At 46.8% G+C, this 16,997-nt stretch carries 14 protein-coding genes; 4 read left to right on the top strand and 10 right to left on the bottom strand.

Annotation, left to right across the window (positions count from 1 at the left end):
* Position 1 precedes the first annotated feature (1 nt).
* From ACWIP2_RS06960 to ACWIP2_RS06950, 3 genes are all read right to left on the bottom strand, one after another.
* Positions 2–1,543 carry an ABC transporter substrate-binding protein gene (locus tag ACWIP2_RS06960; protein WP_448519191.1) on the bottom strand — a complete coding sequence of 514 codons (1,542 nt, stop codon included), beginning with the start codon at positions 1,541–1,543 and terminating at the stop codon, positions 2–4.
* Positions 1,544–1,617: 74 nt separating this feature from the next.
* On the bottom strand, positions 1,618–2,025 hold the full coding sequence (locus ACWIP2_RS06955) for a hypothetical protein (protein WP_448519190.1): 408 nt from the start codon (positions 2,023–2,025) through the stop codon (positions 1,618–1,620).
* 74 nt (positions 2,026–2,099) lie between these two features.
* A complete protein-coding gene (locus tag ACWIP2_RS06950) occupies positions 2,100–3,353 on the bottom strand; it encodes an ABC transporter permease (protein ID WP_448519189.1) in 1,254 nt (417 codons plus the stop codon).
* Positions 3,354–3,876: 523 nt separating this feature from the next.
* Between ACWIP2_RS06950 and ACWIP2_RS06945 the strand changes: the two genes are divergently transcribed.
* On the top strand, positions 3,877–5,313 hold the full coding sequence (locus ACWIP2_RS06945; RefSeq protein WP_448519188.1) for a PorP/SprF family type IX secretion system membrane protein: 1,437 nt from the start codon (positions 3,877–3,879) through the stop codon (positions 5,311–5,313).
* A 7-nt stretch (positions 5,314–5,320) separates the two neighbouring features.
* On the opposite strand, the gene ACWIP2_RS06940 is transcribed toward ACWIP2_RS06945, so the two are convergent.
* Genes ACWIP2_RS06940 through ACWIP2_RS06930 form a run of 3 tightly spaced genes read right to left on the bottom strand, consistent with a single transcriptional unit; the run spans position 5,321 to position 8,006 of the window.
* Positions 5,321–5,773 (bottom strand): YybH family protein, encoded by a 453-nt coding sequence (locus ACWIP2_RS06940; protein WP_448519187.1) that lies wholly within the window; start codon positions 5,771–5,773, stop codon positions 5,321–5,323.
* 11 nt (positions 5,774–5,784) lie between these two features.
* Positions 5,785–6,651 carry a nucleoside phosphorylase gene (locus ACWIP2_RS06935; protein ID WP_448519186.1) on the bottom strand — a complete coding sequence of 289 codons (867 nt, stop codon included), beginning with the start codon at positions 6,649–6,651 and terminating at the stop codon, positions 5,785–5,787.
* A 20-nt stretch (positions 6,652–6,671) separates the two neighbouring features.
* Complete coding sequence (locus tag ACWIP2_RS06930) at positions 6,672–8,006, bottom strand: tetratricopeptide repeat protein (protein ID WP_448519185.1); 1,335 nt, start codon at positions 8,004–8,006, stop codon at positions 6,672–6,674.
* A 155-nt stretch (positions 8,007–8,161) separates the two neighbouring features.
* On the opposite strand from ACWIP2_RS06930, the gene ACWIP2_RS06925 reads away from it, so the two are divergent.
* The 3 genes from ACWIP2_RS06925 to acs all read left to right on the top strand — a co-directional run bounded on the left by ACWIP2_RS06925 (position 8,162) and on the right by acs (position 10,951).
* Positions 8,162–8,296: a hypothetical protein gene (locus ACWIP2_RS06925; RefSeq protein WP_448519184.1), complete on the top strand. Its 135-nt coding sequence runs from the start codon at positions 8,162–8,164 to the stop codon at positions 8,294–8,296.
* Positions 8,297–8,308: 12 nt separating this feature from the next.
* Positions 8,309–8,920, top strand: coding sequence for a SprT-like domain-containing protein (locus ACWIP2_RS06920; RefSeq protein WP_448519183.1), 612 nt, complete (start codon positions 8,309–8,311; stop codon positions 8,918–8,920).
* A 120-nt stretch (positions 8,921–9,040) separates the two neighbouring features.
* Positions 9,041–10,951: an acetate--CoA ligase gene (gene acs / locus ACWIP2_RS06915; RefSeq protein ID WP_448519182.1), complete on the top strand. Its 1,911-nt coding sequence runs from the start codon at positions 9,041–9,043 to the stop codon at positions 10,949–10,951.
* A gap of 78 nt (positions 10,952–11,029) precedes the next feature.
* On the opposite strand, the gene ACWIP2_RS06910 is transcribed toward acs, so the two are convergent.
* From ACWIP2_RS06910 to ACWIP2_RS06895, 4 genes are read right to left on the bottom strand one after another with little or no spacing between them, the layout of a single operon-like run.
* Positions 11,030–12,169, bottom strand: a complete 1,140-nt coding sequence (locus tag ACWIP2_RS06910; RefSeq protein ID WP_448519181.1) for a PQQ-dependent sugar dehydrogenase — start codon at positions 12,167–12,169, stop codon at positions 11,030–11,032.
* Between the two features lie 45 nt (positions 12,170–12,214).
* Positions 12,215–12,760: a cyclic nucleotide-binding domain-containing protein gene (locus ACWIP2_RS06905; RefSeq protein ID WP_448519180.1), complete on the bottom strand. Its 546-nt coding sequence runs from the start codon at positions 12,758–12,760 to the stop codon at positions 12,215–12,217.
* Positions 12,761–12,784: 24 nt separating this feature from the next.
* A complete protein-coding gene (locus tag ACWIP2_RS06900) occupies positions 12,785–15,805 on the bottom strand; it encodes an AAA family ATPase (RefSeq protein ID WP_448519179.1) in 3,021 nt (1,006 codons plus the stop codon).
* Complete coding sequence (locus ACWIP2_RS06895; protein ID WP_448519178.1) at positions 15,802–16,953, bottom strand: exonuclease SbcCD subunit D; 1,152 nt, start codon at positions 16,951–16,953, stop codon at positions 15,802–15,804. Before ACWIP2_RS06895 ends, ACWIP2_RS06900 begins: the two co-directional genes overlap by 4 nt.
* Positions 16,954–16,997: the final 44 nt, after the last annotated feature.

Below are 16,997 nucleotides of genomic sequence, written 5' to 3'. Positions count from 1 at the left end.
CTTAGCGCGGCGGCGGAAATACCTGCTCGAAAATGCCATTATTGAATGTACAAATGGCAACACGGGCATTTTCCCTGCCGTTGCGGAAGTCGAAGCCGGGCATCATTAGCCCTTCATAGACAGGCTCGTTGCTGAGGTGCTGCTGGAAGTTGCTGCCGTATTTATGCAGCATTTTTCCGAAGAAATACAAACTTTCGTAGCCAATATAGGCAAACTTGGAAGGCACCATATTGGTGCGCTCTACAATTAGCTTATCAAATCGGGCTTTGGCAGCTGTTTCGCGTATGAAATCAGGTACGATAAAATACACCTGTGCAAGTTGCAGTTGATCATAGCTAAGCAGATCGTAGTTGAGCCAGTCGTGCGTGGTGATCGTTGGCAGCGAGCGTTTGGACGATAGCACGGCACTTACAACACTGACAGCAACTGCGGGCTGGCGGGCGCATACAAAGATATGTGTTGAGTCGGTGCGGGAGGCGTTTTGTAGGTCTCCGACAATGCGCTGAAAGTTGGTTTTGGGATTGATGGAGCGAATGACCTGCACGCGCCCGTTGTTTTTTTCGTGTGCTTGCTTGTAGGTATAAGCCATTAGGGAGTCCTCTGCATTATTGCCGTAATAGATGATAGCTGTTCTGCCGGGCAGTTGTTGAGCGGTAAATAAGGCGGCTTGTTGGGCAAGCATCGCAGCGCCCGGCTCGGCGAGCAGTATTCTTGGGTCTTTTTGCAACTCTACACCTGTCCCAAACGGATTGACAATACTTATCTGATGCCGTGCTGCATAGTCAGACATTGGTTCTGCATTATTGGCATACAGCGGGCCTATGAGCAAATCCAGACCTTTTTGCTCGTTCAATTTGCGCCTGATGGTAACGTTGCTGCGCTCGGTATCAAAAGGATGTAGCTCAATATCAATACCTTCACCGGCCAGATCTTCCTGTGCCAGTTTCATGCCTTCGTACATATCGTACACAAACTGAAAGCGCCTGCCGGGCTTGGTAGCATCTGTTTCGCTGAGCATGAAAGGAAGCATCACTGCCGCATGGTAGCGTTTTTTAGTTCCGGCAACAGGCGTAGAAGTATTGGGTGCGGTTTTATCTGCTATTTTTTGTGTGTATATTGCTTTAGCTTGTTCAAAGGTTTTACGCATCTGATTGTCTTTCAGTGCGTTGCCTATGGAGTTGGCAGTATTTAAATCATTGGCAGCAAGACTTGCCAGCGCTGCGAGCAAGCGCGCCTCTTCGGCTTGTTCCCAGTAGGGATAGCGGTTCAGCAGATTAGTGAGTGCTTCGCGGCAGCGCAGAAAATCACCTGTGTGATAGTTTGCCAGTGCGTACAGATACGTACCGTGCTTATAGTAAGGATTTTGAGATACATCTTTCAGCACGTTGGTTAATGCGTCTTTTGCACCTTCGTAGTTTTTATCCTCGATCAGCTTTTTACCCAGTTGGAAGCTGTTGGTAAATTCCTGTAAGGACTGTGTGAGTGCGACATAGGGCAGGCACATTAGGTATCCTATGATACAGTAGCGGAATAGTTTTGCCATTCGTAACAGATTTCCCGGTAAAAATATGTGGCAAATATAGGTAGCTTCTGTCAATATGCTGATATACAGTCTGCTTAGCGGAGTAGCCAAGCTCGAGCTTTATCTAAGTCATCGAAAAAGCGTTGCTGCAACAAATCGGGTGTAATTGCTTCTTCAGCATCGGATACCATCAACTCTAAACTGATTTGGGTGAAAAAATCTTGTGCAACCAGAAAAGCTAACTTGTGAACGCCTGCTGCTACACATTGCGGGTAAATATTCTCATTAAGCCACTCCTGTGTTGCTACAGGAATGGTATAATTAGCATTTCTGCTGTCTATCAGCGAGAGTAAAGGCTTGTATCTTTCGCAGGCGTGGCGGTATGCCATCGCAACTTGCCGATATTCCTCATCAGACATGTATGCTGTTGTGTTCCATACACTGGTAAGCATTCGATTGGCTTCGTCGTACTGGAAACTGATGTACTTTTCGTGCGTATCCATAATATGCAGTAGTTTATAGGTTGATGTGTGATGCAAATGCTATTTGTAAAAAAATATTGACCAGATCCGGGTTATTATTTAGATCGAATGGCTTCAACAGGGCTCATGCGCGCCGCAACAATTGCAGGAGCTATGCCTGCGATAATGCCGATGACAGATGCCAGTATCAAGCCAAGCACAATGCGACCTATGCTGAGGCTGATTTCAAAACTTTCGGTAGAGAAGAAACTCAGCATCGAAACCAGTAATAGCCCTGCAATACCTCCGATGATACACAGCAGCATCGCTTCATAGAGGAATTGGAAGAGGATAAAAAAGTTTTTTGCCCCCAGCGATTTTTGAATACCGATCAGGTTTGTACGCTCTTTGACAGATACAAACATGATATTGGCAATGCCAAATCCGCCAACCAGCATGGAGAAAATACTAATGAACCAGCCCGCAGAGGTCATTACGGCGATGATACCATCCAAGAGCGCGGCAAAGGCTTCGGGGCGATTAAGCGCAAAGTTATCATCTTCGCGGGGCTTCAGCCCGCGATAGGCGCGGAGCAGCCCGCGAGCTTCGTTTTCCAAAAGTACCAAACCTACGTCGTCATCATAGCCCTTCAGCATGATTTGCGGGCGTATGCCCTTACGTCCTAAGTTGAACATTTTCGTCATAGCTGTGTATGGTATCATACATACATTGTCCGTGCTGGGCGTGTTAAGCAAGGTACTACCTTGTCGTTTCAGGATGCCGATAACGCTAAACTTATTACCTCTGATGATGATCTGTTGCCCGATCGGGTCGGCTTCGCCAAACAATTCTTTGGCAATAGTGTACCCCAATATAACGACATTGCGCCCTCGTTCATTTTCCTGTGGATTAAAGTAGCGCCCTTGATCAATATCTACTTTGCTTGCTAGATTATACTGCTGCGAAACGCCAAGTATATTTACGCCGCTTAGACTGCTGTTCTTGAATTTGACAATATTATTGCTGCGCACAGCAAAAACGGCTACGGCAGATGCCTCGGAGAGATTGCGTTCCAAAAATTTAAACTCGTTGTAAGTCGGATTCGGGCGTTGGAAATATTTCCACCAAGGGTAGTCTCTGTCAGTAAAATTCCATGGAAATACATCTACATAAATTACCTTATCGCCCATGAAAGCCAGACTTTGGCGGATACCTTTTTCTAATGCATCTACCATCGTCAGTACGCCGATGATGGCAAAAATACCTATAGTTATGCCCAGCAGCGAGAGTATCGTGCGGAGCAGGTTCTCGCGCAGTGCGCCCAAGGCAAAAAGGAAACTTTCGAAAACGAGTTTGATGGTCAGCCACATAAGACAAAGCTACGAATCCTTAGCCATTTCTTCACGGATAAAATCACTTTTTCCGCTGCGTTTTTCCATGAGTTTGATCTGTTTAACGACAATATGGTGGGAAATCAACCTTGCCCCTTTTTTCTGCTTCGTAGGAGATACTGAACCTGTTTTACATAAAACACACCCTAAGAAGCGTGTTACAGGGTGATGATGATTGACCCATCATGCAATTCTTTATACGAAAAAAAGCCGTTAATACTGACTAATTTGCAGTAAAATTGTATATTTTGTTAATTGAATGCGTTAAGAATGACAGTTGTAAGTTTTTGTGTCTCACCACATAACGTTGCATCTTGAACAAGCTACCTTAAAGTGCCGCCTACTTTATCAGTAGGCAGTAAAGGTATGATAATCAGTGTATTGCAAGATAAGCTACAAAGTAAAATTAAATTTATCTAATAAAATATTGCATCTAAGCAATATTATTTTAGTAGCTTCGTTGTAAATAAAATAGTTAAGTGCAAACAAATGTTTTTTTGAAATGCAAAAGTCAGGATTTTTATTCCGATGCTTGTTAGCGATACTGATTCCCTTGCAGCTTTACGCACAAGAGACAGCGCTGTTTTCTCTCTATCAGCAAAACAGGTATTTTTATAATCCATCGTTTGTTGGTTTCGACGGCAACATTATGCACTTTATGTATAGAAATCAGTGGTCGGGGGTGCAGGGTGCTCCTGAAAACATAATGTTCACTTACCAAAACGCCTTTAGCCCTAGTATGGGTATTGGAGGAAGAGTGTACCGCGATAATGCAGGCGTACTCAGCCGTACAGGTGCGCAAATGAGCTATGCTTATGGGGTGGACTTTAGCAGATACAGCCGACTGACCTTTGGCATGTCCATCGGCGCTATGCTGAACAACGTTCGCTGGGACAACCTCGAGGGCAGCGATGCGATAGATCCTGCCTTGTACCGAATCAATAATACGGCAGTAGTAGATGGCGCTTTCGGTTTCAATTTTGCGCTGCACAATCTTAATATCGGTTTTGCCTTTCCGCAACTTTTTAATCGCAATATTCGCGAAGGCACCGGCAGCGACTTTGTCCGCTATGCCAATCATTCGGTAGCAACTGTCTCTTATCGCATTCCTGTGGCGGCGGGAAAATTTGTTCTTACACCGCTTGTGCTCTACCGAATCGGGGGCGCTTACCTCAACAATGCGGGGCAATTTGACCTGAATCTCAAAGCCGAATGGAATAACCAACTTTGGGCAGGTATTTTACACCGCACTAACTATGGCAGTGCGCTTAGCGCCGGTGTTAATATAGGCGGCTTATCCTTTGGTTATGCCTATGAGTTTTCCAACCAATTTGCCGGAGCTGTAACCAACGGTTCGCATGAACTGATCGTCGGGTATCGCTTTGGGTCTAACCCCATCCATCGCACAACAGCATGGAATCGCATAGCACCTGCGGACACCCGCGTATTTGAGGTTCAAAAACGACAGGAAAACGCAGTACAGGAAGATGCCCCGTTGGCCATAGCAGAACCAACACAAGAAACTGAGGAAGCGGTTATGCCTGCCCAAGAAGCAATAGCAACGCATGCACTGCCCGCAGGCTGGCAAAAAAATCAAAAATTTATTTTACGCGGGCTTAAATTTAAAAAAGGATCGGATGTGATTCAGTCCGGATCGTTTAAAGAATTAGATGCGCTCGCCGATATTCTGCGCCAATATACTTCGGTCAAAATAGAAGTAGCAGGGCATACCGATAATACCGGTGATCCACGAATGAACCTCGAACTTTCTCAAGCAAGAGCTAATGCAGTAAAAGCATATCTGGAAAAATCGGGGATTGCTGCCGAGCGAGTTCGCGCTGTGGGCTACGGCGATCAGCGCCCAATTGCGAGCAACGATCAGGAGCTGGAAGGCCGCGAACTCAACCGCCGTGTAGAAATTGAGGTATTGGAAAACTAACAACTGCCTAACTGGTATGGTCGGCTACGATCAGCCACCTGCCTTTAACTTTGCGCCAAGTGAGGGTAAAGTAGCCACCCAGAGTTTCCTCGCTGCCGTCCTTTGCGGTGCGCTTTAGTTCCCACCTGCCGATCATTTGGTACACTCCTGCTGCAAGCCGTTCATTTTCAATGACTTCAAATTGAAGCCTGCCCATTCCCTCTTTGCCCGGATAATTTTTCCTGTAACGCTCGTAGAGCGGTTGCCAGCCATATTGCACACCGCTTTTGCTGACAAATTTCAGTTGTTCCGAACGAAGGTAGTAAGACATGAAACCGTCTAAGTCTGCATTGTTCCATGCCCTAGCTTGTGCCTGCAAAGACGCGCGTATCACTGCATCGTCTTTATCTGACTGCGCGCCTGCCCTACTTATGAATAGCGAGGTCAGCAGGAGAGCGCCAATGATTGTGTAGAAATTCATCTTACCTGAGCTTATAGGTTCGAGGCAGCAATTTTTTCCAGTGTAAAGCGGATCAGATTATCTACAGTCGTTTCGGGATTTTCGTCGAAGCGCTGTAGCGCACGGTTTGCCAAGATGCCGTTCAGCGATACGGCCCGATGCCCAAGCAGCCTTGCAAAGGCATAGTAAGCAGCCGTTTCCATTTCAAAATTGGTGAGCCGCTCGTGCTCCATTCGGAAACTGACACAGGCATCGAGGAATCCTGTGAGCTTTTGCGGTGCTCTTAGTTGCCTGCCTTGCGGTGCATAGAACCCCGGTGCGGTGAGTGTAATACCCTGCTCGCTACCTGCTGTAAAAAGTCCGACCAAGCCCGCATCGGCACTTACACAGTACGGTACAAACGGCAATCGGGTTGCCCGCTGCAAAGCGCTACAGAATTCAAGTTCTTTTGCCGACTGCGGCAGTGCATAAAAACTCATCAGATTATCTAAACCCACCGCAGCTGTTGATACCAAACGACTGCCCGTCGGGATATCCGCCTGTAGCGATCCCGAAGTACCGATGCGGATAATATTCAGTACAGTATTCGTAGGTTTTAACTCGCGGGTGTCCAGATTGATATTGACAAGCGCATCTAACTCTGTCAGCAGGATCTCGACATTGTCTGTTCCGATGCCCGAAGAGATGACCGTCAGGCGCTTGTTGGCTATGTAGCCCGTATGCGTTACAAACTCGCGCTTTTTGGTCTGAAAATCAATGCGATCAAAATATCGGCTTATTTTAGGCACGCGTTCAGGGTCACCTACGACAATGATCGTTTGGGCGATGTGTTCGGGGCGCAGATGCAAGTGATAAATGCTTCTATCAGCATTTAAGATGAGTTCAGAAGCTGTAAACATGGCTGCAAAGTAAGCAAAGTTTACTCATCCTCCTCTTCATCGTCTGCCGATGCATCGTTGCCTCGCCGCAATGCTTTGAGCTCAATCTTAGCAGCTTCGGCGAAAGCAGACCCATTGAGCCGCCTGAAAAAGCCTACAGCAACCTGCGGCTGCTTATCCTCTTTGTACATTAGTCCCAGAGCAAAAAACATCATGGCTTTAGTATCGGCAGGCAGGTTAGGTGCTTTAGAAATTTTATCCATTTCAAAAATTGCCATGCTTTGGTTGCCGCTTTTATATTGGGCAATAGATTTGTAAAAAATAAACGGAATATTGCGCGGATTGGTACGGAGGCACTCTTCGGCAGCGGCAGCAGCGGCAGCATATTCTCCTGCCTTAAATTGGTTACGGCACAGATTGCAGTGCATCTTGGATTTCTTTTCAGGATTCTTTTCTTTATTAATAGAGTCCATCTCTGCTCTGATGCGCTTCACTACTTCCGTTCTTGGTTCGTTGATTTCCCGCAGCAGGTCGTTAGCTTCCTTGTAGTTCGGGCGGATCTTGATTGCCTGACTTAGCAACTCGTTGGCTTTCTGGTATTCATAAACCTTAGCATAGGCATCGGCTGCTTTGAAAAAATACTCTGCCGAAAGTTCGTACACGCGTGGCTTGAAGTTGCCGAAATCTGCCTTCTTCAGAGCCTCCATAGCGTTGGGATAGTCCTCCAGCCTGTGATAGGCCAGTCCTAATTCGTAGTAAAACTTGGCAGCATCTTTTTGCGACATCTTTGCCACTACAGGCATGAATGCCGTTAATACATCAATAGTTTTTTGGTATTGCTTCTGCTGATTGAAAGTTTTGGCTTCAAAATAGTTGATCTCTTGATGATCGGGTTGCAGTTGCTTAGCTTTACTTAAGAGCATCAGACTTTTATCGTATTGCTTAACTCTGTTGTAGGCAATTGATCCGGCAATAGCAGCAGCTATTTTCTTAGCAGGATCTTGATAGTACTCGAAAGCAAGTGCATACTGATCGCCGGCTTTCTCGAACTGTTTCATCGCATTCAGGATGCGCCCCGAAAGGTCGTAGGATTTTACAAAATCTTTCTTGACCTCGTTAGCTTTTTTGAGTGCTTCCAATGCTTTGACGGGATTTTTCATTGCCCACCAGCATTCACCCATTCCATACCAGTAATCCGGCACATCCGGCTCTAATTGAACCGCTTTGTTATACTGCTGCAAAGCAGCATCGTATCGCTTGTTTGTGCGTAACCTTTCAGCATCTCCAAAGTTTTGCAGACCGGCACCCCGCTGCGCAAAACAGATGCTGACGAGCGTACCGGTCAAAAAAAATACCATAAAAATAAATTGCTTCATATGATAAGGGTTGTTCAAGGGAGGTACAAAATAATCAATGAAAGTTAAGTCAATTACTTGTTTTTGCTGCATTTCTTTTATTTTTCCCAAAATCGTGCCTGTTGGTAGTCGTACAAAATTTTGTAACTTTATCTCAACTATTTACTCGACTAAAAATGCACAACTTACTTATCATTGGTTTTATCCTGATCGGTCTGAGTGCCGCTTCTTGTACCCAATCTTCCTGTTCGATCAACCGAAAAGGATATAAAAAGAAGTGGAACAGCTATAACCGCATCCAGTATCAATAACAAGACTTGTGCATGACACGCTCTGAACTGGCACAACGCATAAGCAGGCATATTCCTAGCGGTGCAGTTGAACAGGTAGTGAGTTGGATTGCAGCCCATCAGATCCTGTTGATTATCTCTCGCAAGCGTAAATCTTTGCTGGGAAGCTATCATGCACCTACAGCCAAGCGCCCACAGCATTGTATCCGCATCAATGGAGATTTGAACTGCTATGCTTTCCTACTGACGTTTACCCACGAACTGGCGCATTTGGTTACCTATGTACGCTACGGATGCAGCGTTGCTCCGCACGGCGAGGAATGGAAAGCGGCTTTTCGCGAACTCATGGCAGGTTTTCTGCAAAAGGAGATTTTCCCGCCGCAGTTGGCAGAGATAATTACCAACTACCTCAAAGATCCACAGGCCTCCAGTACGCGCAATCATGCGCTATACAAAGCACTCAATAGCTATAATAAACAAAGAGGAGAATATCTGGAAAATGTCCCTATGGGCGGGGTTTTTAACTTGGCAGACGGCAGGCGCTTTCGCAAATTAGCCATGCTCCGTACCTACTGTCGCTGCGAAGAGATCAATACAGGCGTTCAATACCGCATCCATAGGTTGATGGAAGTAGAACTGTCCTAAATTTGACCGATCAGGCAAGTAAATTTTGTGAAAAACTTGCAAAACTTTTGCTAACTTACCGCACAGGCGAATCAGCAGCTACCTTATATTTTTTTCAGTTCCTTAATATATCAAACGAAAATGAAACGCATTTCAAACTTCGAAGAGTATCTAAAGCAGTACCGCGCAAGCGTAGATTCTCCTGAACAGTTCTGGGCAGAAGTTGCCCAAAGTTTCCATTGGCGCAAACCTTGGGACAAAGTATTGGAATGGAGCTTCGACGACTACCACGTCCAATGGTTCATCGGCGGCAAATTGAACATCTGCGAAAATGCCTTAGACCGTCACCTGCCCGAACGCGCTAACCAAACAGCTATCATTTGGGAAGCCAACGATCCGACACAGCCCCCCGTTTGCCTGAGCTATCAGGAACTTTACGAACAAGTCTGCCGCTTTGCTAATGTATTGAAAGCCAATGGAGTACAAAAAGGCGATCGGGTGTGTATCTACATGCCAATGATCCCCGAAGTAGCAATAGCGATGCTTGCATGTGCAAGGGTGGGTGCTGTCCACTCGGTAGTATTTGCAGGCTTTTCGGCGCAGTCGCTCGCCGACCGTATTTTAGATGCAGATTGTAAAGTCGTTATCACCTCAGACATAGGTGAGCGCGGCGCTAAACAAATCAGCATCAAGGAAATTGTGGACGAAGCGATGGCCAAGTGTCCAAATGTGAAGCGTTGTATTGTATTTAAAAAAGGTACACAAGACATTCCTATGACCCCAGACCGCGACGTGTGGTGGCAGGATGAAATAAGCAAAGTAGATGCGCACTGTCCTGCCGAGGAAATGGATGCGGAAGACATGTTGTTTATTCTTTATACTTCGGGCAGCACAGGCAAACCCAAAGGTATTGTACACACCTGCGGAGGCTACATGGTCTATACCGCTTACACCTTCCAAAACGTGTTCCAATACCGCGAGGGAGAAGTTTACTGGTGTACTGCTGACGTGGGCTGGATTACGGGGCACTCTTACATTGTTTACGGGCCGCTGCTTTCGGGTGCTACTACGCTGATGTTTGAAGGTATCCCTACCTATCCGGATGCGGGGCGTTTCTGGCAAGTGTGTGAAAAACACAATGTTAATATTTTCTACACTGCGCCAACAGCTATTCGTTCACTGATGAGTTTCGGCGAAGCTATTCCAAGCCAATACAATCTGGATTCGCTACGCGTCATCGGCTCGGTAGGCGAACCTATCAACGAAGAGGCATGGCACTGGTACCACGACTACGTAGGTAAAAGCCGCTGCCCGATTGTAGATACCTGGTGGCAAACCGAAACAGGCGGCATGATGATTTCGCCGCTGGCAGGAATAACCGTTCAAAAACCTACTTTTGCCACGTTACCGCTGCCGGGTGTTCAACCCTTGTTGGTGGACGACAAAGGCAACGAAATTCACGGCAACCCTGCCGAAGGCAACCTGTGCATCCGTTTTCCATGGCCGAGCATGTTGCGCACCACCTACGGCGACCATGAACGCTGCAAACAAACCTATTTCAACACCTACAAAGGCCTATATTTTACGGGAGACGGTTGCCGACGCGATGAAGACGGCTATTACCGCATTACCGGACGCGTGGATGATGTGATCAATGTTTCGGGACACCGCATTGGTACTGCCGAAGTAGAGAATGCAATCAATGAGCATCCGTTTGTGGTGGAAAGCGCAGTGGTCGGTTATCCGCACGACATCAAAGGGCAGGGCATTTATGCTTTTATCATATGTTCAGATACGCCACCTGATATGGAACTGTTCCGCATGGCGGTAAACCGCGAAGTTACGCGCGTCATCGGACCGATTGCCAAACCCGATATTATCCAGGTAGTGGACGGGCTGCCCAAAACACGCTCAGGCAAGATTATGCGCCGCATTCTGCGCAAAATCGCCGAAGGGGACACCTCTAATCTGGGCGATACTTCTACGTTGTTAGATCCCAGCGTGGTTGAAAGAATTAAACACGGAGCAGTACAGCTTCGGGAAAATGCGTAGTCATTGACAAAATAAGGCTGTCCAAAAATCGGAATAGCACACGGATTTTAGACAGCCTTACATCATTGCAAAACAAAATTAGTTGCTGTCGTAGCGCAGGCGGAACAGCATACCCGGCCCTTCAGAAAGGACATAGATATAGCCATCGGGGCCTTGTCCTATCCAACGGATACGCGCCATGCCTTCAACCAGTTTTTCTTCATTTACAACTTTTTGCTCTTTCATTTCTAAACGAGCGATATGCCGCATCGCTAATGCACCTATAAGGATATTATTTTGCCAACTCTCGGGGTACTTATCTGAATTAACCATCGCCATACCGCAGGGAGCGATGGATGGCACCCAGTATTTAACAGGCTGCTCCATTCCCTCTTTGGCAGTGAGATTACTGATAGGCGTACCGTTGTAGTTTACGCCATAGGTAATGACAGGCCAGCCGTAGTTTTTACCTTTTTCTACGATATTCAGCTCGTCGCCGCCCTTTGCTCCGTGTTCATGCGCCCAAAGTGTCCGGGTGGCTTTATCGTAAATCATGCCTTGTACGTTGCGATGCCCGTAAGACCATATTTCGGGCAGCGCATTGGCAGTACCTACAAACGGATTATCAGCAGGAACGCGCCCATCGTCGTGCAGGCGGATAATCGTACCGTTGTGCGAACTTAGCTTTTGGGCTTCGTCTTGTCTGCCACGGTCGCCCATGCTCATAAAGACAAAATTATTTTCGTCAAAAGCAATGCGCGAGCCAAAGTGAAAGCCTTCTCTACCGGCAGGTTGCGCCTGAAAAAGCAGTTGCACATCAGACAGTTTGTTGCCCGACAGTTTGGCGCGATAGAGTGCCGTATGTCCGCCGTCATCAACTTTGCGCGACATAGAAAAATAAATCAGTTGGTTGTTTGCAAAATCCGGGTGCAGTTGTACATCCAGCAGCCCGCCCTGACCGTTTGCAAAAACTTCGGTTTGGGGAAAGCCCTCCAGCGGCGTAAGGGCTTTGGTTTGCGGATTCCAGCGGTACAGAATGCCGGAGCGCTCGGTAAATAGCATATCGCCATCGGGTAGAAAAGCACCGCCCCAAGGGTTTTTGAGTTTGGTAATCAGGGTATCTACTTTTATTTGCGTTTGCGGGTTGCTTACACCAACTATTGACTGCCCTTGACGGCAAGAAGCAAGTAAATTGAGCAGACACGTAAACAGCGTCAGTGAAAAACGAATTGTCATCATAGATTTATTATTAGCATGTGATTGATAGCAAACAAACCCATTTTATCAACGTTTGTTTCCTTCTCGTTTGGCACTAATGTACGCCTCGCCCAAATTGAAAAAACCGAAGTTGTTCCGATAGGCTTTGATGATTTGACGTACATAGCGGTCATAGTAGGCAGCAAAAGCAAGAGACATTTTAGCCTTGATTGCGGCTTCTTCCTCAAAAATTTCCAGAATATTGACCTGTGCCAATACCCACAGCTCGCATACTTCCGAAGCAGCAATGGCGTTAAAATTGCGCCGTGCGCCTTCTAAAATGGCATTATCGCCAAAAGTGTCGCCTTTGGCGAGCGTAATCAATTCTTCAAAATTATCTTCTACATCCAGATTGAGTTTCACTTCACCTGATTTGATAATGTACAGCGCCTGACTGGGGTCGCCGCGAAAAAATATTGCCTCATTTTGCAAATAGTGTCGTGGATGTAAGTGTGGAACGAAGAGCGCCAACTCGTCATCGGTCAAGTCGCGGAACAAATCGCTGCGGCGCAAAAAGCGGAACATGACTTTTTCACGTGGCGAATACGATTTCCGGTCAAAAAAGCGAAACATGCGGAAAACTATCAATTATTTGTTTCATGTTTGCACAATTTTACTGCCTTTTCGTTCTTTTTTCACCTCAATTTTGGCAGGAATACGCTCTTTGAGTTCGCTCACGTGCGAAATGATGCCTACTAAGCGTTGGCTGCCTTCCAATTCAGAAAGGGTGCGAATAGCTAAGTCCAACGTTTCGCTATCCAGCGTGCCGAAACCTTCGTCTATGAACATGGACTCCAGCCCGATGCCGCCGCTTTGCGAGGTGATGACATCGGTCAGCCCCAGAGCCAGCGCCAGCGAGGTAAAGAAAGTTTCGCCGCCGGAAAGATTTTCCACAGGGCGCGTAGTGCCGGTGTGGTGGTCGTAGATGACCATTTTCAGCCCGTCTATTTCTGCGCGTTTTTGAGCGGTTATATCGTTGTGCAGTTCGTATCTGCCATTGGAAAGCTGGTTGAGCCGCAGGTTGGCAGCCTGCAATACTTGCTCAAAATAAAATTGCAACACGAACTGATGCAATTTCATCTTATCGCTATTTTTTCCTTCCGCCAATTCGCTGAGTTTTTGCAGCGGGCGGAGTTTTTCTTCGTGTTCGCTAATTTTTTGTCCTAACTCTGTCAGCTGCCGCATAACTTTTTCTAACTGACTGATTTGCTCGGCAATCGTTCCCGATTCTTTTTGGGCTTTGCTGAGCGATTCGGCGGCTGTTTGTGCCTTTTGCGTCAAGGCGGTTAAGTCAGGGGCTTGCTGCCCGGCAATTTTTTGCTGTGCCTGCTCAAAAGCTCCTTTCAATTGGTTTGCTTTTTCCTCCCATTGCTCAATCGCCTTTTGCAATGCCTCAAATCGCGTTTCGGAAAACTGCTGTACTTTTTCATGCGCATCCTTAGCATCGGTAAAACCTTTGGCAACGCTTTCCTGCTCAACTTCGGCAAGCATTTGCCTACGACGCTCCGTCATTTCTGCTATCTGTGCTTGCAACTGCTTCAATTCGCCCTCGCAGCGGCTTTTCTCTGCGTGCAAAGTTTCCCACTCGTTTTGTATGCGGTTTTGCTCCTGCTCCCATGCGGCGTATTCTTTTTGCAGCGCAGTAATTTGCTTACGAGCAGCGGCAGCATCGGGAATTTCAGCAGGTAATTGGCTAATTAACAGATTTTTACGACTTTCTTTTCCGCTGAGTTCGGTTTGTAAGTCAAGCAAATTACCAGCAGTTTTTTGGGCGGTTTCTTGCAGTTGTTTGTCTTGTTTAGCTAAGTCTTGCAATGTTTGTTGCGCTTTTTCTAATAAATCTTGCGCGTTTTGGGCTTGTTGCAATTGTTTTTCGGTCAGTTGTATCTGTTCGCGCAGCTGGGTTTCATCCCATGCATCGCTTTTTAAATTTTGTTCCAGCGTTTGGCAAATGCCCTTTTGCTTTTCACAGGCTATTTGTGCGGCATTGTATTTTTCCCGAAAATTGTCCGCTTGTTTTTCCGCCTGTTCTTTTTGTTGGGCTAATTTTTTCAACTGTTCATAGGAAATAATTTTATCGGTGAGCGGGGCAGGGGCAGGGTGTTCTAACGAACCGCATACGGGACAAGGCGCGCCATCGGTCAGGGTTTGCGCCAACAGCGCGGCCTGACTGCTTCTCCACACTTGCTCTGCCTCATCGTATTTCTGACGGGCAATCAGCGCATCTTTCCGCTTTGCCTCGTATGCAATGAAATCGGCGCTTGCTTGCCGCTCCAATTGCGATAGCAAGTCTTTTTCCTTTTGCAGATGCGCCCAATCATCGGCTTGCTTTTTCAGGTCTGTCAACTGGCGTTCTAGCAACGGAATATCTGCCGCTAAGGATTGATAGGCTTTAATTGCTGCCTGTAAAGCATTTTGTCGCTGTAAAACTTGGGTTAATTGTTCCTTCGTTTGCCGCTCTTGGTCTTGCTCTCGCGCGAGCTTTTTCCGCAAATCCTCCGCTTGCTTAATCAGTTTGGTAAGGTTCTCAAAATCAGGTAATTTTTCGGTAAGTCGTTGCACCTCATTGCGGGCTTTTTCGGCTTGGCTTTTCAGGCTTTCATGTGCCTGTTTGGCTGCTGTGAGCTTGTTAAGTTTTTCCTGCACCGAAGCAAGCGCCGTTTCAGTTGTATTTTTGGCTGCTTCTGCTTTTTTCAGACTTGTTTTTAGGTCGGTTAAAATCTTGAATTTAGGCGCAAGGCTGCGGACTTTTTCTGCCTTTGCTCGCGCTGCTTTTTGCTGCTTGTAATCGTCTTCTGTAGATTCGTGCCTGTTGTATTCTTCTTGCCGCTTGCGAAACTCCTCAAAATCAGCAGCCAGATTTTTTGCTTGTTGCAGCGCTGCCTGTGCCGCATCGTTTTCCTTTTGCAACCCGTCAAGCCGCTGTTCTAAGGCTTCTTTTTTTTGCTTCAACTCATCAAAATAACTTGCTATGGTCGCGCCTTGGGGTAATTTGATGCTTGAAAGTATCGCATGGAAATTACTTTGCAAATTTTCCAGACTAATGTGTAGGAGTTTTACCTGATTTTTCAACGATTCTTGCAACTTATCAAAACGCTTAGTGCGGAAAATAGTTCCCAGAATTGCCTCTTTGGTTGCTCCATTTGCCCGCAAAAACTTCTGAAATTCGCCTTGTGGTAATACGACGACTTGCAGAAACTGATCTTTACTAATCTGTAATAAGTCTTTGATTACACTTTGAACTTTTCTAGTTCCGGTAGCAATCTTTTCTAGCTTCTGTACGTTGGCATCTATTGAAAATAAAATGTGCTCAGGGTCGCTATCCCGTTGTTTAAATTTATAAGAGGCTAAAAAATATCTACCACGATACGCAAATGCAAAATTAATCAGTGTATGAATTTGGGGCGGTGCAAAATCTGAACGCATGTTTTTATGATTGCGATCGCCCGTTGAACTACCAAACAACGCACAGCTCATCGCATCAAAGATGGTGGTTTTGCCTGCGCCTGTCGGGCCGTGCAGCAAAAAGAGATTGCCGCCCGAAAACTTGCTGAAATCTATGCGCTGACGCTCAATGTAAGGGCCAAATGCCTGTATTTCAAGAAAATGCGGTCTCATGCTTCGGATTGAATTTCGCGGATGATTTGGGTAATAATTTTTTCATGCGTAGCGTCTAACTGCGGCAAATAGCGCAAAAAAAACTCTTTGGCAATTTCTGTATCGTTCATTTGGGCGATTTGCTCGGTAGAAAGTCGGCTTTCCGATGTGTTGCGGTAGGCGTTGGGTTGCCGCAATTCCAGCGCATAGGCATATTGTCGCTGCACAATTTCCATTGCGTTGATAACAGGCTCTTCGTTGAGCAGCGTTATTTCCAGCAGGTCATCGGGGTTTACTTTTGCCTGATTATCAGCTAATTGAAATACGCCTTCGCGCACGTAGCCTTTGACGCGGCGGATGTCCTGCCGATGCGCAATCGGAATTTTTTCGGTTTGCACACTGCCATCTTCTTTCAGTTCTACCATCAAAAATGCCTTTTGGTGGTCGGCTTCGGAAAAGGAGTATTTGAGCAGCGAGCCGGAATAGCGCACACGCCCCTCCAAAAATGACTGCGGACGGTGCAAATGCCCCTGCGCGGTGTAGTGGAAAGGTGCAAACACAGCTTCGGGGACTACGGAAGCCCCGCCAACGCTCAGCAGCGCCCGCTCCGATTCGCAGCCTTCGCCGCCGCTGATAAAGGCATGACCAATCGCCACGTGCCGCGCGTTGGGCTGCATCGCGCTTGTGATATTTTTTACCACATGGCGCATTACTGCCTCGTGGCTGTCAAAAAAAGCGTTACTTTCTTCGGGTAGGCGAAAGTCCGTCGGTTCGGTATAGGGTATCGGGTGGAAATACACCTCGCCGTGTGCGTCGCGCAGCACTACGGGTTGGCTGATGCCCGGCTTACCGAAAATATGCAAGCCCTGCCGCTGCAAAATGCCATTGAAATAGTCCACGCGTTCGGGGCTGTCGTGATTGCCTGCAATAGCGACAACGGGTACTTTCAGCCCTAGCACAATATCTGACATGACCTCGTCAAACAATTCTACTGCACGGGCAGGCGGAATAGCGCGGTCGTAAATGTCCCCCGCAATGAGCAGCACATCGGGCTTTTCGCTGCGGATGAGTTCGGTAAGCTGTTGCAAGGCATGACGTTGTGCTTCCAGCAGGTCTATGTTTTTTAAGGATTTGCCTAAGTGCCAGTCGGCTGTGTGTAGAATGCGCATAAAAAAGGCGTAAAAGGTTTTAACCACTCTACGCCAAATTTAAT

Source organism: Rhodoflexus sp., assembly GCF_053489755.1.
This window is presented reverse-complemented; position numbering and strand designations above follow the sequence as displayed.